The sequence below is a fragment of the Nocardioides sp. BE266 genome, from assembly GCF_031457855.1.
Lineage (GTDB): Bacteria > Actinomycetota > Actinomycetes > Propionibacteriales > Nocardioidaceae > Nocardioides.
This window is the reverse complement of record NZ_JAURTI010000005.1, coordinates 350058-372483: the sequence shown is the minus strand read 5'-3', so window position 1 is coordinate 372483 and position 22426 is coordinate 350058. Positions and strand designations below refer to the sequence as shown.

The window sequence follows — 22426 nt, the reverse complement described above, 5'->3', positions numbered from 1 at the left end:
TCGGAAGCGGGTCTCGATACGCCGCTCGCTGCGCTCGCGAGCTACTCGACCACCTACTGGTGGACTCAGTGGAAGCGCTTGCCCGTGGCCTTCTCGGAGATGCCCTTCACGTCGAGCATGAAGGTCATGCCTCCGTTCCAGAACGAGAACCCGGCGCCGGTGATCATGGCCAGGTCGATGTCCTGCGGTGCGGCGACGACGCCCTCGTCGAGCATCAGGCGCGCCTCCTCGGCAAGGCCGGAGAGGGTCTTCTCACGCACCTCGTCGGCCGTGAGCACCACCGGCGAGGCCGGCTTCTCCAGCAGCGCCTCGACCTCGGGGTCGAGCGCGCCGTCCGGGCCGTAGTAGGCGCCCTTCCTCGCCGCCACGATCCGCTCGAGGGCGGGGGAGACGTAGAAGCGGTCGGGGAACGCGCCCTTCAGCGTCTCGTTGTTGTGCAGCGCGATGGCCGGGCCGACCAGCGAGAGCAGCACGAAGGGCGGCATCGGCGCGATGCCCGCGAAGGCGCCGTCGGCCACGGAGACCGGGGTGCCCTCGTCGACGATGCGGCCGACCTCGCTCATGAAGCGGCCCAGGAGCCGGTTCACGATGAAGGACGGGCTGTCCTTGACCAGGATGGTCGTCTTCTTCAGCGTCCGGCCGGTGGCGAACGCCGTCGCCAACGTGGCGTCGTCGGTCGCGTCGCCCTTGACGATCTCCAGCAGCGGCATGACCGCGACCGGGTTGAAGAAGTGGAAGCCCACGACCCGCTCGGGGTGCTCGAGGTCCTTCGCCATCTCCGTGATCGACAGCGAGGACGTGTTGGTGGCCAGCACGCACTCGGGCGAGACGACCTTCTCCACGTCGGCGAAGACGGTCTTCTTGACCGACATCTCCTCGAAGACGGCCTCGATGACGAAGTCGGCGTCACCGAAGGCGACCTGCTTGTCGGTCTCGCCGGAGACCAGCGCCTTGTGGCGGTTGGCCTTGTCCTGGTTGATCCGGCCCTTGGCGAGGAGCTTGTCGATCTCGGCGTGCACGTAGGCGACGCCCTTGTCGGCCCGCTCCTGGTCGAGGTCGGTGAGCACGACCGGGACCTCGAGGCGTCGTACGAACAGCAGGGCGAGCTGGCTGGCCATCAGGCCGGCACCCACGATGCCGACCTTCGTGACCGGACGCGCCAGCGCCTTGTCGGGAGCCCCGGCCGGACGCTTGGCACGCTTCTGCACCAGGTCGAAGGAGTAGAGCGACGCCAGGAGCTCGGCGGTCTGCGACATCGCCTCGAGGGCGTCGTCCTCGGCCGCGAAGCCGGTGTCACGGTCGGTGTCGCGCGCCGCGGCGATCAGCTCGACGGCCTTCTTCGCGGCCGGCGAGGCGCCACCGGTCTTCGAGGCCACGAGGCCCTCGGCGCGCGCGATGGCGGCGTCCCACGCCTCGCCGCGGTCCACCTCGGGACGCTCGACCGTGACCTCGCCGCGCAGCACGGACGCCGCCCAGAGTAGCGACTGCTCCAGGAAGTCGGCGCCGTTGAAGACCGCGTCGGCCAGCCCGAAGTCGTACGCCGCCTGCCCGCCGAGCGTCTTGCCCTGGTTGAGCGGGTTCTCGAGGATCAGCGTCACCGCCTTGTCGGCGCCGACGAGGTTGGGCACCAGGTAGGCGCCGCCCCAGCCGGGGACCAGGCCGAGCATGACCTCCGGCAGGCCGAGTGCCGGCGCGGAGTCCATCACGGTGCGGTAGGTGCAGTGCAGCGCGACCTCGAGGCCGCCACCGAGGGCGAGGCCGTTGATCAGGCCGAACGACGGCTTGCCGCCGTCCTGGAGCTTGCGGAAGACCGCGTGGCCGAGCTCGGCGACGGTGCGTACGGCGTCGGGGCCGCCACCCTGGATCGAGGTGAGGTCGGCGCCGGCCGCGAGGATGAACGGCTTGCCGGTGACCGCGATCGCGTCGATCGAGTCGTCGGCCAGGGCGGCGTCGATGGCGGTGTTCAGCGCGAGCAGCGAGGCCGGGCCGAACGTGTTGGGCTTCGTGTGGTCCTCGCCGTTGTCGAGGGTGATCAGGCCGAAGGTCGCGCCCGGCAGGCTGACGGTGCGCAGGTGGGCCTGCGTCACGCGCTCGGCGTCGGAGACGATGCCCCGCGCCCGCTCGAAGATGTCGCTCACTTCTTGTCTCCGTTCCAGTGCGGGTTCTCCCAGATCACGGTGCCGCCCATGCCGATGCCGATGCACATGGTCGTGAGGCCGTAGCGGACCTCGGGGCGCTCCTCGAACGCAGCCGCGAGCTGGTTCATCAGGCGTACGCCGGAGGAGGCGAGCGGGTGGCCCATGGCGATCGCGCCGCCGTAGGGGTTCACGCGCGGGTCGTCGTCGGCGATGCCGTAGTGCTCGAGGAAGGCGAGCACCTGCACGGCGAACGCCTCGTTGACCTCGAAGGCCTCGATGTCGTCGATCGTGAGGCCGGCCAGCTTGAGGGCCTTCTCGGTCGCCGGGATCGGGCCGGCGCCCATCACCTCGGGCTCGACGCCGACGAAGGCGTAGGTGACCAGGCGCATCTTGACCGGGAGGCCGAGCTCGCGCGCGGTCTCCTCGTCGGCGAGCAGGGCGGCGGTGGCGCCGTCGTTGATGCCCGCGGCGTTGCCGGCGGTCACGTTGCCGTGCGAGCGGAAGGGCGTCTTGAGGCTCGCGAGCGACTCCAGGGTCGTCTCGGGGCGCATCGGCTCGTCCATCGTCGCCAGGCCCCAGCCGGCGTCGGCCGAGCGGGTCGCGACGGGCACGAGGTCGGGCTGGATCTTGCCGGCGTCGTAGGCGGCCTTGGTCTTCTGCTGGCTGCGGACGGCGTACTCGTCGACGCGCTGCTTGGTGATCGTGGGGTAGCGGTCGTGGAGGTTCTCGGCCGTCTTGCCCATCACGAGGGCGTCGGGGTTGACGATGCGCTCGGAGAGGATCCGCGGGTTGGGGTCCACGCCCTCGCCCATCGGGTGGCGACCCATGTGCTCGACGCCGCCGGCGATGGCGACGTCGTACGCACCGAAGGCGATGCCGGACGCGACGCTGGTCACGGCCGTCATCGCGCCCGCGCACATGCGGTCGATGGAGTAGCCCGGGACGCTCTGAGGCAGTCCGGCCAGCAGCGCGGCGGTGCGGCCGAGGGTCAGGCCCTGGTCGCCGATCTGGGTGGTGGCGGCGATGGCGACCTCGTCGACCTGCTCCGGCGGCAGGGACGGGTTGCGGCGCATCAGCTCGCGGATGCTCTTGATGACGAGGTCGTCGGCGCGCGTCTCGGCGTACTGGCCCTTGGCCTTGCCGAACGGGGTGCGCACGCCGTCGACGAAGACGACCTCACGCTGTGGACGGGGCACTGGAATCTCCCAGGGATGAGAAGAGCAGGACGGCGACAGGTTACCCCCGGGTAACAAGACCTGCCCAGAAGCACGGGTGTGTGTCGGGTCACTGGCGTCGACTCACTAGGGTTGAGCCATGGTCGATCGACTCGTGCACATCGTGGACGACGCGGAGGTGCTCGCCGACGCGGGCGACCTGACGCTCGTCTGCGTGCTGACCGGCTTCCTCGACGCCGGCAAGGCGGCCGAGCTCGCCGCCCGCCACCTCGCCGAGCTGTCGGAGGGCAAGGTGGTGGCCACCTTCGACGTCGACTCGCTCCACGACTACCGCGCCCGCCGGCCACCCGTGACCTTCGTGCGCGACCACTACGAGGACTACGAGGCGCCGCGGCTGGTGGTCCGCGCGCTGCGCGACACCGGCGGTACGCCGTTCCTGCTGCTCGCCGGCCCCGAGCCCGACATCCGCTGGGAGGCCTTCGCCCGCGCCGTGCGCGAGGTGGTCGACCACTTCGGCGTCGCCCGCGTGGTGAGCCTCGGTGCGGTGCCGATGGCGGTGCCGCACACCCGCCCGATCGCGATCACGCCGCACGCCAACCGCGCCGAGCTGGTGCCGGGGGAGAGCCCGTGGCAGGGCGAGCTCCGGGTGCCGGCCAGCGCGCAGGCGCTCCTGGAGATCCGGCTCGGGGAGTGGGGCCTCGACGCCTTGGGCTTCGTCGCCCACATCCCGCACTACCTCGCGCAGATGGAGTACCCCCAGGCCGCGCTCGTCCTGCTCGAGCACCTCGAGATCGGCGGGCACCTGACCATCGACCTCGGCGAGGTCCGCGAGGCCGCCGAGATCACCGAGACCGAGGTCGACCGCTACCTCGCGTCCCACGACGAGGTGGGCGACGTCGTACGTGGCCTCGAGCAGCAGTACGACTCCTTCCGCGAGGCCGAGGCCGCCGGCTCGTCCCTGCTCGCCGGCGACGGGCCGCTGCCGACGGGCGAGGAGATCGGCAGCGCCTTCGAGGCGTTCCTCGCCGAGCTCGACGACCAGCCCAAGGACAACCCCGACGACCCGGGCTGGGAGGAGCGCTGATGGCGGGCAGTGCCGCCGAGCTCACCTCCCTGCTCGAGCTCGAGGAGCTCGAGGTCGACCTCTTCCGGGGCACCCAGGCGCGCACCGAGCGCCAGCGGGTCTTCGGTGGCCAGGTCGCCGCCCAGGCGGTCGTCGCCGCGACGCGCAGCGTCGAGGGCGAGTTCATCCTCCACTCGCTGCACTCCTACTTCCTGCGCCCGGGCGACCCCGCGGTGCCGATCGTGTACGACGTCGAGCGCATCCGCGACGGCCGCTCGTTCTCCACCCGCCGGGTCTCCGCGCGGCAGCACGGCCGGCCGATCTACTACATGACGGCCAACTTCCAGATCCCTGAGCCGGGCCTCGAGCACCAGGACGGCATGCCGGACGTCGTACCTCCCGAGCAGGGCATGCCGCTGGTGGACATCGCCCGCGAGCGCGGTCCCGAGGCGGCCGAGCACTGGGAGCGCGAGTGGTCGGCGCTCGACATCCGCCACGTCGGGATCACCGGGCGCGGCATCCCCGACGACCCGCAGCACCCGGCGCAGGCCAGGCTCTGGATCAAGGTCGACGGCGAGCTGTCCGACGACCCGACCCTGCAGACGGCCGCGTTCACCTACGCCAGCGACCTCACGCTGCTCGGCGCCGCGCTCGTGCCGCACGGCATCCACATCGCCTCACCGCGGCTGATGCCGGCCTCGCTCGACCACACGATCTGGTTCCACAAGCCGTTCCGTGCTGACGAGTGGTGGCTCTACGACCAGTTCTCCCCGTTCGCCGGAGGCGCCCGCGGCCTCGCGCTCGCGCGGGTGTTCACGCAGTCGGGCGAGCTCGTCGCCACGGTCGCCCAGGAGGGCCTGATCCGGCTGCGCGACGACCGCTGATCTCTCAGGCGGGCGTCGTACGCCCCAGCAGGTGGGGCGAGCCGTCCTTCGGACTGGTCATCGCGAAGGTCCAGCGCTCGTCGTCGCGGCGCGCCGCGAAGGCGACCGTCCCCGGGAGGAACACCGGCTTCTTGAAGGCCACCTCGACGGTGACCGCCTCGGGCAGCCGGTTCTCGATGGCCGCCACGGAGCGGGCTTTGGTCCACATACCGTGCGCGATCTGCCGCGGGAAGCCCAGCGCCTTGGCGGTCAGCGGGTAGAGGTGGATCGGGTTCGCGTCGCCCGAGACAGCGGCGTACGTCCGGCCGAGGTCGGCGGGCAGCCGCCACTCGATGCCGCCCGTGGGCGTGTCGACGATCGCGAGGCCCGGGGCCGGCTCGCCGTCGGCCGGTCGGCCTCGGCGGAGGTAGGTCGAGGTCGACTCCCAGGCCGTCGCGCCGTCGGCCGTGACGGTGGTGACGAAGTCGAGGAGGACGCCGCGTGCGTGCGGCCGGGGAGCGCCGACGGACGTGGTGACGTCGAGCGCCTCGCCGACACCGATCGCGCCGTGCGCGGTGATCGTGTTCTCGACGTGCACCATGCCGATCGCCGGGTAGGGGAACGCCGGGTCGCTCATGATCGCCATGTGCAGAGGGAAGGCGAGCAGGTGCGGATAGGTGAGGGGTACGACGTCCTTGCGCGGGAAGCCGCACACGGCGGCGTACGCATCCACGCGAGCGCGCTCGGCGAGGACGGCCTCGCGGGAGAAGGCCAGGCCGGTGAAGTCGTCCGGCCGGCCCTTGCGGACGCCGGGCAGCCGGTTGACCCCCGGGAGTGCCGGGAGGGCCGCCTTGACCAGGGTGGAGAGGCCGCCCGGCTCGCCTGCCAGCGTCTTCGTCTCGGTCATCAGGCGCCCAGCATCATCTGGCCGCAGACCCGGACCACGTTGCCGTTGACCGCGCCCGAGCCGGCGGAGGCGAACCAGGCGATCGTCTCGGCGACGTCGACCGGCAGGCCGCCCTGGGACATCGCGTTGAGCCGCTGACCCACCTCGCGGGTCGCGAACGGCACGGCCGCCGTCATCTGCGTGATGATGAAGCCGGGGGCGACCGCGTTGACCGTGATGCCGTCCTCGAGCTCGTCGCGCAGGCTCTCGACCAGGCCGATCACGCCGGCCTTGGACGTCGCGTAGTTGGTCTGGCCGACGTTGCCGGCGATGCCCGCGATCGAGGCGACGCCGACGATGCGACCGCCGGCGTTGACGACACCGGCGTCGAGCAGCTCACGGGTGATCAGCTCGGGTGCCGTCAGGTTGACCGCGATCACGCTGTCCCAGCGGTCCGCAGCCATGTTGGCGAGCTTCTTGTCGCGGGTGATGCCGGCGTTGTGCACGACGACGTCGACGCCGCCGTGGTGCTCGCGCAGGTGGTGCGCGATCCGCTGCGGCGCGTCCTTGGCCGTGATGTCGAGGACGAGGTGGTCGCCCTCGAGCTCGGTCATCAGGGTCTGCAGCTCGCTGGCGGCCTGCGGCACGTCGACGCCCACGACGGTCGCGCCGTCGCGGTGCAGCACCCGGGCGATCTCCTCACCGATGCCGCGGCTGGCGCCGGTGACCAGCGCGACCTTGCCGGCCAGCGGCTGTGCCCAGTCGGCGACCTCGTCGGTCGTCGTCGAGCCGTGGGCGCCGATGCGCACGACCTGGCCCGACACGTACGCCGACTTGGGGGAGAGGAGGAAGGCGAGGGTCGAGCCGATCGCACCGTCGGCGGCAGGGGCGACGTACACGAGCTGGACGGTGCCGCCGCGACCGATCTCCTTGCCCAGGGAGCGGGTGAAGCCCTCGAGCGCGCGCTGCGCGACCCGCTCGGAGCCCGAGGTCAGCTCCGGCGGAGTCCCGAGCACGACCACGCGCGGGCAGGTCTCGAGCCGGCGCATCAGCGGCGTGAAGAACTCCTGGAGCGCGACGAGCCCGGTCGTGTCGGTGATCCCGGTGGCGTCGAAGACCAGCGCCTTGGCCCGGGCGTCGTCCTCGAGCGCCTGCGACGAGGCGATGCCGAGCCCGTCGAGGGTCGTCGGGAGCACCTCGGCGAGACGCCCGCCTCCGCCGAGGACGACCAGGCCGTCGACGAGGGGAGCACCCTCGGTCCACCGCTCGAGCGGGGTGGGGTTGGGCAGGCCGAGGTTCTTGACCAGCAGCTTGCCGATCGGCGTGGACACGAAGCCCTGGTAGCGGTCGCTCATGGGTGGCAGGTCCTCTTCGTTGTGCGGACGGACAAGGTCATGTAACTCAGGTTTACACTCGGAGTCCACTCTTCGTGACGAGCCCCTCACACCGTTGGCGGGGAGCCGTCCACCGGCAAGGATAGGAACATGCAGCCCACCACCCGTCCCGTCGCCGTCGTCGGCGGCAACCGCATCCCGTTCGCCCGGTCCAACACGGTCTACGCCGGCGTCTCCAACCAGGAGATGCTCACCGCAGCGATCGACGGCCTGGTGGATCGGTTCGACCTGCAGGGCGAGCGTCTCGGCGAGGTCGTCGCCGGTGCGGTGCTCAAGCACTCCCGCGACTTCAACCTCACCCGCGAGTCGGTGCTGGGATCGAAGCTCGCTCCCGAGACGCCCGCGACCGACATCCAGCAGGCGTGCGGGACCGGTCTGCAGGCCGCGATCCAGGTCGCGAACAAGATCGCGCTGGGCGTCATCGACGCCGGCGTCGCGGGCGGCACGGACACGACGTCCGACGCACCGGTCGCGATCAGCGACAAGCTCCGCAAGAAGCTGATGAAGGTGAACTCGGCCAAGGACACCGCGAGCCGCCTCAAGGCGCTCGGCGCGATCCGCCCGGGCGACATCGGCCTCGACATCCCGCAGAACGGCGAGCCCCGCACCAAGCTGTCGATGGGCGAGCACGCCGCCCTGACCGCGCTCGAGTGGCGGATCACCCGCGAGGCGCAGGACGAGCTGGCCGCGCGCTCGCACCACAACCTCGCGCGCTCCTACGAGGAGGGCTTCCAGGACGACCTGATCACGCCGTTCCGCGGCGTCGAGCGCGACAACAACATGCGCCCCGACTCGTCCGTCGAGAAGCTGGCGACCCTCAAGCCGGTGTTCGGCAAGGGCTCGGCCGCCACGATGACCGCCGGCAACAGCACGCCGCTCTCCGACGGCGCCTCGGCGGTGCTGCTCTCCAGCGACGAGTGGGCCGAGGAGCGCGGACTTCCCGTGCTCGCGCACCTCGTCGACGCCGAGACCTCCGCGGTCGACTACGTCAACGGCCACGAGGGCCTGCTGATGGCACCGGCGTACGCCGTCCCGCGGATGCTGGAGCGCAACGGGCTCACCCTCCAGGACTTCGACTTCTACGAGATCCACGAGGCCTTCGCCTCCCAGGTGCTCTCGACGCTGGCCGCCTGGGAGGACCCGGTGTTCTGCAAGGAGCGCCTGGGCCTCGACGCCCCGCTCGGTTCCATCGACCGGGACAAGCTCAACGTCAACGGCTCCTCGCTCGCCGCCGCGCACCCCTTCGCCGCGACCGGCGGCCGGATCGTCCCGGTGGCCGCGAAGCTCCTGGCCCAGAAGGGCAAGGGACGAGCGCTGATCTCCATCTGCGCCGCCGGCGGCCAGGGCGTCGTCGCCATCCTCGAGCGCTGACCGGGCACGAACTGCCCGGCCGAGCCGGCCGACGGGCACGAAGCGCCCGGTCACCTGTAGGGTCGGGGCCGATCGACATCCTTTAACGAGCCGTCCCGTGAGGCGGAGAAGGAGGTCCGGCGCGCAGATGCCTGCCCCCGAAGAAGCCCTGCCCGAGTCCACGAGCGACCGGGCGGACCGCACCGTCCTCGACGCCCGTGACATCTCCCGGGCCCTCACCCGCATCTCGCACGAGCTGCTCGAGCGCAACAAGGGCGCGACCGACCTGGTCCTGCTCGGCCTGCACACCCGCGGCGTGCCGCTCGCGCGGCGGATCGCCGAGAAGATCGCCGCCGTCGAGGGTGCCCCGGTGGCCGTGGGCGAGCTCGACGTGACGATGTACCGCGACGACCTGCGCTCGCAGCCCACCCGGCGCGCGCACAAGACCGCGCTGCCGCCCGGCGGGATCGACAAGAAGGTGGTCGTCCTCGTCGACGACGTGCTCTTCTCCGGTCGCACCATCCGCGCTGCCCTCGATGCGCTCGCCGACCTCGGCCGCCCCTCCGCCGTACGGCTCGCGGTGCTGGTCGACCGCGGCCACCGCGAGCTCCCGATCCGCGCCGACCACGTCGGCAAGAACCTGCCCAGCGCCCTGGCCGAGCGCGTCAGCGTGCGCCTCAGCGAGGTCGACGGCTCCGACGAGGTGACGATCTCGTGAAGCACCTGCTCTCCATCGACGACCTGTCCACCGACGAGGTCCAGCAGCTCTTCGAGACCGCCGCCGACATGCACGACGTGCAGCGCCGCGAGGTCAAGAAGCTGCCGGCGCTGCGCGGTCGCACGGTCGTGAACATGTTCTTCGAGGACTCCACCCGCACCCGGTCGTCCTTCGAGATCGCCGGCAAGTGGCTCTCCGCCGACGTGATCAACATCAGCGCCAAGGGCTCGAGCACGTCGAAGGGCGAGAGCCTGCGCGACACCGTGCTGACGGTCTGCGCGATGGGCGTCGACGGCCTGGTGATCCGCCACCCCGCCAGCGGCGCGGCCGTGCAGGTCAGCGAGTGGGTCGACGCGGCCGTCGTCAACGCCGGCGACGGCACGCACGAGCACCCGACGCAGGCGCTGCTCGACGCCTACACGCTCCAGCGCCACCTCGGCTCGCTCGAGGGGCGCCACGTCGCGATCATCGGCGACCTCACCCACAGCCGGGTCTTCCGCTCCAACGTCCAGTGCCTGACCAAGCTCGGTGCCCGGGTGACCGTCGTCGCCCCGCCGACGCTGATGCCCAGCGGCATCGGTGCGTGGTCGGCCGCAGCGGGCTTCGAGACGTCGTACGACATCGACGCGGTGCTGCCGGAGGCCGATGCCGTGATGATGCTGCGCGTCCAGCGCGAGCGGATGTCCGGTGCGTTCTTCCCGAGCGCCCGCGAGTACACCGTCGGCTACGGGCTGACCCGCAACCGGCTCGCGCTGCTCAAGCCCGACGTCCCGATCTGCCACCCCGGCCCGATGAACCGCGGCCTCGAGATCGCCGCCGACGCCGCCGACGCGGCGCAGTCGGTCGTGCTGGAGCAGGTCTCCAGCGGCCTCGCGATCCGGATGGCCGTGCTCTACCACCTGCTGGCAGGAGAGGAAGCCTGATGGCGCTCGTGATCACCGGAGCCTCGCTGCTCGGCGAGACCACCGCGGACCTGTACGTCGACGACGCCGGGATGCTCGTCGACGAGCAGCCTGCCGGCGCGGAGACCATCGACGCCGACGGCCTGGTCGCCCTGCCCGGCCTCGTCGACCTGCACACCCACCTGCGCGAGCCGGGCCGCGAGGACGCCGAGACGATCCTGACCGGCTCGCAGGCGGCCGCGATCGGTGGCTACACCGCCGTCCTCGCGATGGCGAACACGACCCCGGTGACCGACACCGCCGAGTCCGCCACCCGGGTCTGGGAGCTCGGCCGCGAGGCGGGTCTCGTCGACGTGCAGCCGGTGGGCGCCGTGACCCGCGGCCTCGGCGGGGAGGAGCTCGCCGAGCTGGGCCTGATGAACCGCTCGCGGGCGGGCGTCACGGTCTTCTCCGACGACGGGAAGTGCGTCCACGACGCGCGCGTCATGCGCCGCGCCCTCGAGTACGTGAAGGCCTTCGGCGGCGTCGTCTCGCAGCACGCGCAGGACCCGACACTCGCGGGCTCCAGCGCCTGCTGCCACGAGGGAGAGCTCTCCGGACGCCTCGGACTCCCCGGCTGGCCGGGCATCGCGGAGGAGGTCATCGTCGCCCGCGACGTGATGCTCGCCCGCCACACCGGATCGCGCGTCCACGTCGCGCACGTGTCCACCGCCGGCTCCGTCGAGGTGGTCCGCTGGGCGAAGGCGCAGGGGATCGATGTCACGGCCGAGGTGACGCCCCACCACCTGCTGCTGACCACCGACCTGCTGACGGGCTACGACCCGACCTTCAAGGTGAACCCGCCCCTGCGCCCGCAGGAAGACGTCGACGCCGTGCGTGCCGCGCTCGCCGACGGGACGATCGATGCGGTCGCGACCGACCACGCCCCGCACGCGCGCCACGACAAGGAGCACGCGTTCGTCGATGCCGCCTTCGGGATGCTCGGTCTGGAGACGGCGCTCGGTGTCGTCCGCACGGTGATGGACGACTTCACCTGGGCGGACATCGCGCGCGTCATGTCGGTCAACCCGGCCCGCATCGCCGGGCTGGGCAGCCAGGGCCAGGCGCTCGCGCCGGGGTCGCCGGCCCACGTCGTGCTCGTCGACCCGGACGCCACGACCACGGTGGACCGCGACGCCTCGGCGTCGCTGTCGCGCAACAACCCGTGGCACGGCCGCAGCCTCACCTCGCGCGTCGTGCACACCGTGTACGGCGGCCGGGTGACCGTCCGCGACGGCGCCCTGGCCTGACCTCGGTCGGTCGTCCCCGCGCCGCTGCCCCCTGAACTTCCACCCGAGTGAGTGGAAGTTCAGGGCTGACCTGGCCCCGCCACGCTCAGCACCCGATGAACTTCCGCCCGAGCGAGTGGAAGTTCAGGGCCGACCGGGCCCCGCCACGCTCAACCCCCGATGGACTTCCACGCGCACGCGTGGAAATCCATCGGGCGGGTCAGCGAGTGGCCGCCTGGACGACGACCGCGGTCATCGCGCGGAGGTGGGTGGGCGTGCGCTGCAGGACGAGCCGGTAGCGCACCTGGCGCTTCTCGGGGAGCGGCACCTGGAACCGGACCGACCCGTCCAGGGCCACCGCCGACTCACCGACCGTCGTCAGGACGCCGTCGACCACCGTGCGCAGCAGCACGCGGTCGCCGGTGCGCGCGCCGAGGACCCGGCCGCCGATAACGGCCGACCGCTCGCCGGACGTGACGGTGGTCGACCACTCGGGCTGCAGCTTCAGTCGGACGACCGGACTGCGGAGCTTGCCGACGCGCAGCCGCACACCAGCGTTGCCGTCGATCTGGCCCGCGGCGATGGAGACCGAGCCGTCGTCGCCGCTCGTCGCGGACCCGAGGCGCCGCCACTCGCCACCCGCCTCGCGCAGCATCAGCCAGACCTGGCGTCCCGGCAGGGCGACGCCGTCGGAGCTGACCGTTCCGCTGACGACGACCGTGTCGCCCGGCCCCGGCGTGGTGTCCGGCACGGAGGCCGTCATCGACGTCGGCGTGAGCGGCACGACGCGCAGCGACGTACGGGCGACGGCGTGGGCGCGGGTGCGCGGGAGGAGCGCCACCAGCGTCACCGGCTTGCGCGTCGCGGGCCCCTGGAAGGTCGCGGTGAGGTCGGCGGCGAGCCGGGATCTCGCGACGAGCACGTCCGGTCCGGGCCGCCGGCTGAACAGCGAGACCGGGTCGCCGGCGCGGGCGCCCCGCGCCGTCACCACGAAGCTGGTGCCGCTTGCCCTGGCCATGGTGAGGGTGGGCACCAGCTCGACCCGCCAGGGCTCGCTGGCGAGCTGGTCGCCGATCCCGAGGCGGAACACGGACGTACGGGTGAGCGCGGGAGCGGAGATGCTCACCGTCCCGCTCGTGTCGCTGGTCCCGGTGGCCACCGGGGTCCACGCCGGGCCCTGCCGCTGCAGCAGGTCGACCTGCTGGCCGGCGACGGCCGCTCCGGCCGCGTCCGTCACGGTGCCCGAGAACGCGACGGACTCGTCCGGGGTCGCCCGATGGCTGGTCGCGGCGCCGGAGACGGCTGCCGGCGTGACCGGGGGAGCGCTGGTCGGCGACTCGCTGGGCGTCTCGGTCGGGCTCGGTGACTCGCTGGGGTCGCTGGAGGGGGAGTCCGACGGCTTCTCGGTCGGGTCGTCGGACGGCTTCTCGGTCGGCGCCTCGGTGGTGGGGTCGGTCGTGGGGTCCTCGGTGGCCGACTGCTCGCGGTCCGGTGAGGCACTGCCGGAGCCGGGGGAGGACGGCGTCCGGTCCGCCTGCGGCTTCTCCGGAGCCGGTACGCCGACGGGGCCGAGCACGCCGTGGACCGCCCGCTGGACGGGGTCGGGCAGGTTCTGGGTGTACGCCGCCGCAGCAGCGCCGGCACCGAGGGCGACGGCGACCACGACGGCCGTCCCGCCGCCACCGAGGCGACGGCCGACCAGGCGCAGGCGTCCACGGCCCGACGGGTGCGCCGTCTGGGCGGCAGGCTGCGCGGCACGGAAGGCGGCGAGGAACTCCGACTCACCCGCCAGCTCGTCGTCGGAGCCCGGGGCGCGCAGCGCGCGCACCAGCGGGTCGTCGTTCCACGGGGAGAGATCGTCGTCGTGACCGGTCATCTCACACCACCTTTCCGAGCGCACGTGCACGCGGGTCCTGGGACAGCTTCTGGAGCGCCCGGTGCACGGCGACCCGCACCGTGCCGGGCTTCTTGCCGACGAGCTTCGCGACCGCGGCCACGTCGAGGCCGGCGACCACGCGGAGCATCACCATCTCCGCCTGCTCGAGGGGGAGCGAGGCCACCAGCTGGAGCGCCTCGTCGGTCGCGTGCCTGGCCACTGCGTCCTCCTCTGCGCTCGTGGTGGTGGGGGTCGAGACGTGGTCGGCGGGTGCCGCCACGGGAGTGGCCGGGCGTCGGGACCGGGCCCGGCCGTGGTCGATCGCGCGGTTGCGGGCGATCGTGAAGAGCCAGCCCCGGAAGTCGTCGATGCCGCCGCCGAAGGCCGGCAGGTCGCGCACCACCTGCAGCCACGTCTCCGAGGCCACGTCCTCGCGTCCGTCGGGGCACCGGACCGCGAGGTAGCGCAGCAGGGGTGGGTGGAGCGTGCGCCAGAGCAACGCGAACGCGGTGTCGTCCCCGGCCCGGGCTCCGTCGAGGGCGCGGTCGAGCACCGCGTCCGACCCGGGAGCGGGCGCGCCGTCGAGCGGCCGGACGGTGGCCATGTCGGCACCACCGTCCGGCCGCTCGCGGCGCTCGGTCGCGTCCAGCTCGTGCTCCTCCACTGAAGAGATCGTCAGGAGACGACCGTGCCGCTCACCGTCGGCAGGAAGCGCGCCTCGCCGTCGTAGACGAGACGGTACTGGGTGTCCGCGACGCGGGCCTGGACGAAGTGGACCCGTCCCTTGCCGTTGGTCACGTCCACGCCGACGGGCTCCCAGGCGGTGCTCCCCGGTGACATCGCCTGGAGGGTCACGTTGCGGCCGGGACGCGTCGCACCGGCAGCGCGCAGCTGCCCGTCGACGACGTACCCCTCACCGACGGTGCGGCCGCGGATCGACAGCGAGCTCGACGCGCGCACCAGCACGCGCGCGATCGGGCTGGTCCCACGGGCCACGCCCGGGCTGTGCGTCACCCGGAGGCGGTACGCCGTCGAGCGCTCCGGCGCCACGGTGAACGACACCGTGCCGTCGGCGGCCGTCGTCCCGGTCTGCTCGGCGGCCCACGCGGCGCTGCTCCCGACCTTGCGGGCGAGCAGGGTCACCGAGGCCCCGGGCGTCGCCGCGCCGGACGACGTCACGACGCCGGACACGGTCGAGGACCCGCCCGGGTCGATCACCCCGGGCACCGCCGAGATGGAGACCTCCGAGGCGGTGCGCACCACGACACGGGCGCTCCGCGCGGGCCGCAGCTTCGGCGTGCCGAGGAACGCCAGCCGGTAGGCGGTCTGGCCCTCCGGCTCGACGCCGAAGACCACGCGCCCGCGGCCGTCGGTCCGGGCAGCGCTCTCGAAGCCCCAGCCGTCGGAGGCAGGGGTGCGCGAGACCAGGATGACCCAGCGCCCGCCGAGCGGCATGCCCCGCGCGAACAGCTTGCCCCGCACGACGTCCTGGTCCTGCGGACCGACCTGCTTGAGCCGGACCGACAGCGTCGTACGGATCCGGACGGCGGGGTGCTGCGGGACGCGGACGCGCACCCGGGCGACTCCGCTGACCGCGCGGTCGGCGTCGGCGGCGCCGGCGTAGCGCCAGCGGTAGAGCGTCGTCGTCTCCGGCGTGACCTTGAGCGTCAGCTTGCCGTAGGTGCCGGACGTGGTGCTGGCGACCGGGATGAAGCCCGGCGTGCCCGGGGTGCGGGCCTCGAGCAGCACGTTGCGACCGGCGGGGTCGGCGCCGGGCACGGCCAGGCGTCCACGGATCGTGCTCGACTTCCCCGGCGCGACCGCGGGCTTGACCGCCCGGATCGACAGCGACGTGTCGGCGCGGGTCGCGGTGGTCGCCGACGCGCTGCCGCCGACCAGGGTGGGCACGACCGCGAGCGTCGCGGCCGTCGCGACGACGGCGGTCGACGCCACCAGCCGCCTCAGGATGGTGAGTTGCATGGCACTCCCTCTCGTCTGTCCGAGGGCCCGGTCCCGGGCCACTCACCACGACAGCGGTGGGGAGCGCGAACGCGTTACAACCGGGTCAGCGACGACGGCGCGGACGCAGGTCGAGCACGTTGTCCTGCCCGCGGTCGCGGACGGTGGTGCGTCCCTTGGTGACCGTCACGCCGTTGCGGTCGCCGGTGAGGACCACCCGCACGGCCCGCGTGAAGCCCACCGCGTTGTCCGAGCCGGTGATCCGCGTGCGGAAGGACTTGCGGGCGCTCGCGGTGTCGGATCCACGCATCAGCAGCTCGTTGATGGTGTCTGCGGTGAGGAACGACGACGAGCCGGCGAGCTCGGCGCGCTCGACGAGTCCGCTGACCCTGACCGTGCTCGCGGCGCCGGACAGGGTGAGGTCCTGGATGGTCGGCGCCATGACCTCGTTGCCCGACCCGACCACGGAGACCTCCCCGAGCGGCTTCGCTGTGATCGTGTTGCCGGTGCCCTCGACGACGAGCTGGGTCGCCGCCGGCATCGTCACGGTCGCGTCGTCGGCCGTCACGCGCACCGCCCCGCAGGTGCCCTGGAGGTCGTACGACACGTCGTCCCACGGCAGCAACGTCTCGGTGCCGATCTCGCACTGGACCGGGATCGTGAGGCCGGCCGCCTGCGCCGGGACGGCGGCACCGGTGGTGCCCACGGCGAGGGCGAGGAGGGCGGTGGCGGACAGGGCGTGGCGGAGAGAGGTCACATACCGACAGTACGCACAGCGGCTCGCGCCCGCCGTGGGGTGGGTCACACCCGCGGCGGCACGGTCCCGGTCGACGGGTCGCGGTCGGTCAGGCAGTAGACCTGCCCGCCCGGGGCCTCGAGGACGGTCCAGAAGGAGTTCACCGCGTGCACCCTCGCGCCGAGGTCGACGTGGGCGTCGGTGTCGGCCGCGCGGTCGGCAGTCGCCAGGTCCGGGTGGGCGCGCACCGTGCCGTCGGGCTCGTCCAGGCGCTGCAGCAGGAGCCGCAGCCGGCCGTCCTCGACGAGCCGGACGAACTGCGGCAGGGATCCGACCTGTGGCTCGCGGCCGGTCAGCGCCGACCAGAACGCGACCTCGGCGTCCCAGCGCGCAGCGGGGATGTCGAGGCACACCTGGTCGAGGATCGTCGACCCGTCCCTGCCCAGGTCGGGCTCGTCGGCGACCAGCGTCTGGCAGAAGGTGAAGCCGCCGGGGGAACGCATCACCTCGACGTCGTGGTAGGTCCACGCCGGCGTCGCGCCGAGGTCGCGGGCCCGGGCGATCGCGGCCGGACGGTCGTCGGAGTCGAGGTCGAGGTGGAGACCGACAGGCCCGTCGACGGCCTGCATCTTGAGGTACGACGTCCCTGCCGCCGGCAGCAGCGTGAGGAACTGGCCGTCCTCGCCCCGGCGCGCGGACGGTGCCCACCCGGTGACGGCCGACCAGAAGGCCAGGGCCTCCTCGAACGTCGGCGCGGGAGTGTCGAGGAAGACCTGGATCCAGGCGGGTCGGGACGACATGGCCCGATCCTGACACCTGGTCCCGACACTCGTAGGGTCGGAGGATGAGCGACGACGCACCTGTGGTCCCACAGCTGCTGCACACGGTCCTCGACGCGGTCGACGTACGAGCCGAGGCGGAGTTCTGGCGGCGGCTGCTCGGGCTGGTCTACCGGCCCGGCGACGAGGCCCCGGCGGACGGCGTCGACGACACCGACTGGCTGGTGCTGACGCACGCCGACGGGCGCCGCTGCCTGGCGATCCAGGAGGTCGAGTCGCTCCCCGAGAGCCGGTGGCCCGAGCCCGGCCACCCGTCGGTATCGCACCTCGACACGACGGTGCCCGACCGGGCCAGCCTCGACGCGGCGCACGACCGGGTGCTCGCGCTCGGTGGCGACCTCCGCTTCGACCGCACGGACAATCCCGACGAGCCGCTGCGGGCCTATGCCAGCCCGGCCGGTCACGTCTTCTGCGTCTTCGTCGGCTGAGGGCGATGATGGTCGCGTGACCCCCTCGCTCCCGTACGACGCCCCTGCCGGACGCCAGTCGGGCACGGCCGACTTCCGGCTGATGCCCACCGACGACTTCGCCGGGGGCCCGTCGATGCTCGACGTCGCCGATGCCGCGCTGGGCCGGGCGCTCCGGCTCGACTACACGTGGCTCCACCCCGACGACGGCGAGCAGGCCGGCACGCTGCTGCTGGGCCTCGCAGCGGAGGACGGCTCGGTGAGCGCCGCCTGGGTCGACAGCTGGCACCAGAAGGACCTGACGCTGCTGTCGGGCCGCGGCGACGCGTCGTCGGCCACGGTCGGCTACGACTACGCACCCGGCTGGAGCTGGGAGATCGAGGTCCGCGTCGCCGGTGCCTCCGTCGAGCTGCTCATGCGCAACGTCGTACCCGAGCGTGACGACACCCCCGCGGTGACGTACGAGGTCATGCGGGCGACCTGGGCCTGAGGCCTCACGCGAGCCCGAGCGCCCGCGCCTCCTCCCAGAGGTCGTCGCGGACGCTGGGGTGCGCGGCGTGCTCGATCAGGTTGTGGGCCTGCGTCCGCTCGTCCCGCCCCCACATCCAGGCGATGCCTTGCTCGGTGACGACGGCGCCGTGCTGGAACGACGTGACCGGCTCGTCGACCAGCGGCACGATCGTCGAGACGTCGGCGCGTGGGTGCCAGCTGCGCAGCGCCATGAAGGCGCAGCCGCCGGGTGAGTGGCTTGCGCCGACGGTGAAGTCGGTCTGGCCGCCGAAGCCGCTGTAGATCCGGGTCCCGATCCGCGACGCGTTGGCCTGGTCGAAGAGGTCGACCTGGAGCGCGGTGTTGATCGAGGTCATCGCGGGCTGCCGGGCGATCTGGGCGGGGGAGTTCGTCGTCTCGGTGCGCAGCATCTGCACCCGCGGGTTGTCGTCGACCCAGTCGTAGAGCTCCTGGCTGCCGAACACGAACGACGTGCGCAACGGGGTGCCGCGGTCCAGGGCGCCGGCCTTCTCGAGGGTGAGGACGCCGTCGCTGAACATCTCGGTCCAGATCCGCAGGCCGCGCCGCTCGAGGACCCCGCCGATGGTGGCGTCGGGCACCTCGCCGATGCCGGCCTGGAGGGTGGCGCCGTCGCCGATCTCGGCCGCGACCCTCGCGCCGATGCGGCGCGCGTCCTCACCGGGCGGGCGGGCGCAGTGCGTGGTCAGGGGGGCATCGACCTCGACGCCGAGGTCGATGGCGTCGAGCGGCAGCACGGCGTCGCCGAAGGTCCACGGCATGCGCGGGTTGAGCTGCGCGACGACCAGGGCGCCCCGTTCGCGAGCGGCGTCGATCGCGGCCGGCAGTACGTTGACCTCCAGGCCGAGGGAGACGTGCCCGTCACGGGGCGTGGTGGCGTGCACGACGACCACGTCGGGTGCGAGCGGTCCGTGGAAGAGGCGGGGGACCATCGACAGGCGGCACGGCACGTACGAGAGGCGGGGGTGACGGCGGAACCCGGGCCCGACGAACGTCGTCTCGGGCACGACGCCGTCGTGGATCGGCAGGTCCTTCTGGGCGTTGAGCGCGTGCAGCCGGGCGGTCGGCAGCTCGGCGAGCAGCGGACCGAGCAACGCCGTCGGCGTGGCGAAGTTCCCGCTGGTGACAACGCGCGGCGTGGCTGCCGTGCTCGTGCCGGCGCAGTGATCGGCGACGAGGCGGACGGCCTGGGCGAGGGTGACGACGCGCATGTGGCCAGCCTCCCGAGCGCACCCCGAAATGCGTTGGGCCATCCGGCCCCCAGCGCCTAGGCTTTGGTCATCATGTGGATCCAGGACTGACCCGACTCGCGTCCGCGGCGGCGCCCTCGCGCGCCCTCATGCCCGGCGAGTCCTCTCCAGCTCCTCGAAGGACGCCCGCATGCCTGCTCCCTCCACCTCCTCCTCGCTCGCCCCGCTCGTGGTGTCCGGCCTCTCCGTCGGCTACCCGGGCCGCGCCGTCCTGACCGGCGTCGACCTGCTCGCGCAGCCCGGTCGTCGCATCGGGCTGGTCGGTGAGAACGGCACTGGCAAGTCGACGCTCCTGCGTGCGGTCGCCGGGCGGCTGCCCACCCGCGCGCAGGTCACCGGCTCCGTGCAGGTGCCCGACGACCTCGTGCTCCTCGGCCAGGAGCCCCCCTTCCCCGACGCGGCCACGGTCGCCGACGTGCTTGCGATGACCCTGGCACCGCTCCGCACTGCCGTGGACGATGTCGAGCGGCTAGCCGACGGGGTCGGCACCGCGGAGGGCGACGCGGCGTACGGCCGGGCCCTCGAGGCGGCCCTCGCGCACGACGCCTGGGACGCCGACCGCCGGGCGACCGTCGCGGCGGCGCGGCTCGGGCTGGACGACCTCGACCCGGCGCGTGTCGTGGGCACCCTGTCCGGTGGCCAACGCACCCGGCTCGCGCTCGCGACGATCATGACCACCCGGCCGACCTGCCTGCTGCTCGACGAGCCCACCAACCACCTCGACGACGACGCCATCGAGGTGCTCACCGGCTTCCTGAAGGACCTGCCCGGGGTGGTCGTCCTCGCCAGCCACGACCGCGTGCTGCTCGACGACGTCTGCACCGACCTCGTCGACCTGGACGCCGGAGAGCTCGGCACCGACGGGAGCGGCGGGAAGCGGTTCGGCGGCGGCTGGAGCGCCTACGAGGCGGCCCGCGCGGAGTCGCGCCGGCGGTGGGAGGAGACCTACGCCGCCCAGCAGGAGGAGATCGGCCGGTTGCGCGACGCGACCCGCATCGGCACCAGTGCGATCGCGCACGACCGGGGACCGACCGACGGCGACAAGTACATCTACTCCTTCAAGGGCGGCCGGGTCGACCAGACCCTCGCCCGCCGGAAGAAGGACGCGCAGCGGCGCCTCGAGGTCGCCGAGCGCGAGCAGGTGCGCAAGCCGCCAGCACCCCTGCGGTTCCGCGGCGAGCTCACGGCGACGTCGAGCGGGCGGCTGGTCCAGGTCCGCGACCTGGAGGTGGCCGGGCGGGTGCGGGCCCCGCGGCTCGACCTGGCAGCAGGGGAGCACCTATTGCTCACCGGGCCGAACGGCTCGGGCAAGTCCACGCTGCTCGGCGTCCTCTCCGGGCGGCTGGCGCCGACGGCAGGCACGGTCGACGTCTCCGGCCGACGGGTGCGCGAGCTGACCCAGGACCCGGACGTCTCCGACCCGTCGCGCTCCGCCCTGATGACGTACGACGGCGCGGTGGGCGCGCTCACGGACCCGCCGGCCCTGCGCGACCTCGGCCTGCTGCACCCGCGCGACCACCGCACGCCCGTGGGCAGCCTCTCGGTCGGCCAGCGACGCCGGCTCGGGCTGGCCATCGCCATCGCCGCGGCACCCGACCTGCTCCTCCTCGACGAGCCGACCAACCACGTCTCGCTGGCCCTCGCCGGCGAGCTGGAGGAGGCGCTCGCGACCGCTCCGGGCGGGGTCGTGCTGGCCTCCCACGACCGCTGGCTGCGGCGTCGCTGGGAGGGACCCGAGCTGTCGCTCGCCCCCTGGTGAGACAGCTCTCCGTGTCGTGGACACGATGCCGGACTCGGCCGCCTGCGCTGGTAGGGTCGGCGTCGGCTCGAACATCCTTTAACGATCCGTCCCGTGAGGCGGAGAAGGAGGTACGGCGTGGCTCTGCCTGCCAGGAATCACATCCCAGCGCTCTTGGTCCTCGAGGACGGGCGCACCTTTCGCGGTGAAACCTTCGGAGCCGAGGGTGAGACCTTCGGCGAGGCCGTCTTCTCGACCGGCATGTCCGGCTACCAGGAGACGCTGACCGACCCCAGCTACCACCGCCAGATCGTCGTCATGACGGCCCCGCACGTCGGCAACACCGGGATGAACGACGAGGACCCGGAGTCCTCGCGCATCTGGGTCGCCGGCTACGTCGTCCGCGACCCTGCCCGGGTCCCCAGCAACTGGCGCAGCGTGCGCAGCCTGGCCGACGACCTGCGCGACCAGGGCGTCGTCGGCATCAGCGGCGTCGACACCCGCGCGCTGACCCGCCACCTGCGCGAGCGCGGCGCGATGCGCGTCGGCATCTCCACCACGGAGACCGACCCCCAGCGCCTGCTGCAGCGCGTGCAGGAGTCGGCGCAGATGGCCGGCGCCAACCTCAGCGAGGCGGTCAGCACGGCCGAGACCTACGTCGTGCCCGCGGTGGGCGAGAAGCGCTTCACCGTCGCCGCCGTCGACCTCGGCATCAAGGCCAACACCCCGCGGATGATGAGCGAGCGCGGCATCGAGGTGCACGTGCTGCCCGCGACCGCGACGCTCGCCGACGTCCAGGCAGTCAGCCCCGACGGCCTCTTCTTCTCCAACGGCCCCGGTGACCCGGCGGCCACCACGGGCCAGGTCGAGCTGCTCCAGGGCGCGCTGCGCGCCGGCATCCCGTACTTCGGGATCTGCTTCGGCAACCAGCTGTTCGGCCGGGCGCTCGGCTTCGGCACCTACAAGCTGAAGTACGGCCACCGCGGGATCAACCAGCCGGTGATGGACCGCACGACCGGCAAGGTCGAGGTCACCGCCCACAACCACGGCTTCGCGGTCGACGCCCCGCTCGAGGGCTCGACGACGACCGAGTTCGGCGAGGCCACGGTCAGCCACGTCTGCCTCAACGACGACGTCGTCGAGGGACTCGAGCTCCGCGACGCCGACGGGAGGCTGACGAGCTTCTCCGTGCAGTACCACCCGGAGGCCGCGGCCGGCCCGCACGATGCGGCGTACCTCTTCGACAGGTTCGCTGACCTGATGTCCTCGGTTTCGACACGCTCGCTGGCGCTCGCTGCTCGACCAGCGGACGACGCGGCAGACGGGAGCAACTGAC

Annotated in this window: 20 protein-coding genes; 10 read left to right on the top strand and 10 right to left on the bottom strand. The window is 72.7% G+C overall.

Annotation, left to right across the window (positions count from 1 at the left end):
* Positions 1-65 precede the first annotated feature (65 nt).
* Both J2X46_RS17200 and J2X46_RS17195 read right to left on the bottom strand, forming a co-directional pair.
* Entirely contained in the window at positions 66-2138 is a 2073-nt protein-coding gene (locus J2X46_RS17200; RefSeq protein ID WP_310252698.1) for a 3-hydroxyacyl-CoA dehydrogenase NAD-binding domain-containing protein, read from the bottom strand.
* The gene (locus J2X46_RS17195; protein WP_310252696.1) at positions 2135-3334 is read right to left on the bottom strand and encodes a thiolase family protein; all 1200 of its coding nucleotides are present in this window, start codon (positions 3332-3334) and stop codon (positions 2135-2137) included. Before J2X46_RS17195 ends, J2X46_RS17200 begins: the two co-directional genes overlap by 4 nt.
* A 118-nt stretch (positions 3335-3452) precedes the next feature.
* Here J2X46_RS17195 and J2X46_RS17190 point away from each other — a divergent pair, with 118 nt between their 5' ends.
* On the top strand, positions 3453-4397 hold the full coding sequence (locus J2X46_RS17190) for a PAC2 family protein (protein WP_310252694.1): 945 nt from the start codon (positions 3453-3455) through the stop codon (positions 4395-4397).
* On the top strand, positions 4397-5260 hold the full coding sequence (locus J2X46_RS17185; RefSeq protein ID WP_310252692.1) for an acyl-CoA thioesterase II: 864 nt from the start codon (positions 4397-4399) through the stop codon (positions 5258-5260). Before J2X46_RS17190 ends, J2X46_RS17185 begins: the two co-directional genes overlap by 1 nt.
* Positions 5261-5264: 4 nt before the next feature.
* Here J2X46_RS17185 and J2X46_RS17180 read toward each other — a convergent pair whose 3' ends face one another.
* Positions 5265-6146 carry a MaoC/PaaZ C-terminal domain-containing protein gene (locus J2X46_RS17180; protein ID WP_310252690.1) on the bottom strand — a complete coding sequence of 294 codons (882 nt, stop codon included), beginning with the start codon at positions 6144-6146 and terminating at the stop codon, positions 5265-5267.
* Positions 6146-7480 carry a 3-oxoacyl-ACP reductase gene (locus tag J2X46_RS17175; RefSeq protein WP_310252688.1) on the bottom strand — a complete coding sequence of 445 codons (1335 nt, stop codon included), beginning with the start codon at positions 7478-7480 and terminating at the stop codon, positions 6146-6148. The genes J2X46_RS17180 and J2X46_RS17175 overlap by 1 nt, the downstream gene beginning before the upstream one ends.
* Positions 7481-7609: 129 nt before the next feature.
* On the opposite strand from J2X46_RS17175, the gene J2X46_RS17170 reads away from it, so the two are divergent.
* The 4 genes from J2X46_RS17170 to J2X46_RS17155 all read left to right on the top strand — a co-directional run bounded on the left by J2X46_RS17170 (position 7610) and on the right by J2X46_RS17155 (position 11778).
* On the top strand, positions 7610-8890 hold the full coding sequence (locus tag J2X46_RS17170; protein WP_310252686.1) for an acetyl-CoA C-acetyltransferase: 1281 nt from the start codon (positions 7610-7612) through the stop codon (positions 8888-8890).
* Between the two features lie 127 nt (positions 8891-9017).
* Positions 9018-9587 (top strand): bifunctional pyr operon transcriptional regulator/uracil phosphoribosyltransferase PyrR, encoded by a 570-nt coding sequence (gene pyrR, locus J2X46_RS17165; protein ID WP_310252684.1) that lies wholly within the window; start codon positions 9018-9020, stop codon positions 9585-9587.
* The gene (locus tag J2X46_RS17160; protein ID WP_310252682.1) at positions 9584-10510 is read left to right on the top strand and encodes an aspartate carbamoyltransferase catalytic subunit; all 927 of its coding nucleotides are present in this window, start codon (positions 9584-9586) and stop codon (positions 10508-10510) included. Before pyrR ends, J2X46_RS17160 begins: the two co-directional genes overlap by 4 nt.
* Positions 10510-11778, top strand: coding sequence for a dihydroorotase (locus J2X46_RS17155; RefSeq protein WP_310252680.1), 1269 nt, complete (start codon positions 10510-10512; stop codon positions 11776-11778). The genes J2X46_RS17160 and J2X46_RS17155 overlap by 1 nt, the downstream gene beginning before the upstream one ends.
* 199 nt (positions 11779-11977) lie before the next feature.
* Here the strand turns inward: J2X46_RS17155 and J2X46_RS17150 are convergent, their stop codons facing one another.
* The 5 genes from J2X46_RS17150 to J2X46_RS17130 all read right to left on the bottom strand — a co-directional run bounded on the left by J2X46_RS17150 (position 11978) and on the right by J2X46_RS17130 (position 17128).
* Complete coding sequence (locus J2X46_RS17150) at positions 11978-13633, bottom strand: hypothetical protein (protein ID WP_310252678.1); 1656 nt, start codon at positions 13631-13633, stop codon at positions 11978-11980.
* 1 nt (position 13634) lies between these two features.
* Positions 13635-14297, bottom strand: a complete 663-nt coding sequence (locus J2X46_RS17145) for an RNA polymerase sigma factor (protein WP_310252676.1) — start codon at positions 14295-14297, stop codon at positions 13635-13637.
* 11 nt (positions 14298-14308) lie between these two features.
* Positions 14309-15613 (bottom strand): hypothetical protein, encoded by a 1305-nt coding sequence (locus J2X46_RS17140; RefSeq protein ID WP_310252673.1) that lies wholly within the window; start codon positions 15611-15613, stop codon positions 14309-14311.
* Between the two features lie 85 nt (positions 15614-15698).
* Positions 15699-16349, bottom strand: coding sequence for a DUF3060 domain-containing protein (locus tag J2X46_RS17135; RefSeq protein ID WP_310252671.1), 651 nt, complete (start codon positions 16347-16349; stop codon positions 15699-15701).
* A 44-nt stretch (positions 16350-16393) separates the two neighbouring features.
* Positions 16394-17128 (bottom strand): VOC family protein, encoded by a 735-nt coding sequence (locus tag J2X46_RS17130; RefSeq protein ID WP_310252670.1) that lies wholly within the window; start codon positions 17126-17128, stop codon positions 16394-16396.
* 44 nt (positions 17129-17172) lie between these two features.
* On the opposite strand from J2X46_RS17130, the gene J2X46_RS17125 reads away from it, so the two are divergent.
* Both J2X46_RS17125 and J2X46_RS17120 read left to right on the top strand, forming a co-directional pair.
* Complete coding sequence (locus tag J2X46_RS17125; RefSeq protein WP_310252669.1) at positions 17173-17595, top strand: VOC family protein; 423 nt, start codon at positions 17173-17175, stop codon at positions 17593-17595.
* Between the two features lie 16 nt (positions 17596-17611).
* Positions 17612-18064, top strand: a complete 453-nt coding sequence (locus J2X46_RS17120; protein WP_310252667.1) for a hypothetical protein — start codon at positions 17612-17614, stop codon at positions 18062-18064.
* A 4-nt stretch (positions 18065-18068) separates the two neighbouring features.
* Here the strand turns inward: J2X46_RS17120 and J2X46_RS17115 are convergent, their stop codons facing one another.
* A complete protein-coding gene (locus J2X46_RS17115; RefSeq protein WP_310252665.1) occupies positions 18069-19313 on the bottom strand; it encodes an acetyl-CoA hydrolase/transferase C-terminal domain-containing protein in 1245 nt (414 codons plus the stop codon).
* A gap of 169 nt (positions 19314-19482) precedes the next feature.
* Between J2X46_RS17115 and J2X46_RS17110 the strand changes: the two genes are divergently transcribed.
* Together J2X46_RS17110 and carA are read left to right on the top strand one after the other, a co-directional pair.
* A complete protein-coding gene (locus tag J2X46_RS17110) occupies positions 19483-21111 on the top strand; it encodes an ABC-F family ATP-binding cassette domain-containing protein (RefSeq protein ID WP_310252663.1) in 1629 nt (542 codons plus the stop codon).
* A 117-nt stretch (positions 21112-21228) separates the two neighbouring features.
* The gene (carA, locus tag J2X46_RS17105) at positions 21229-22425 is read left to right on the top strand and encodes a glutamine-hydrolyzing carbamoyl-phosphate synthase small subunit (protein ID WP_310252662.1); all 1197 of its coding nucleotides are present in this window, start codon (positions 21229-21231) and stop codon (positions 22423-22425) included.
* Position 22426 lies beyond the last annotated feature (1 nt).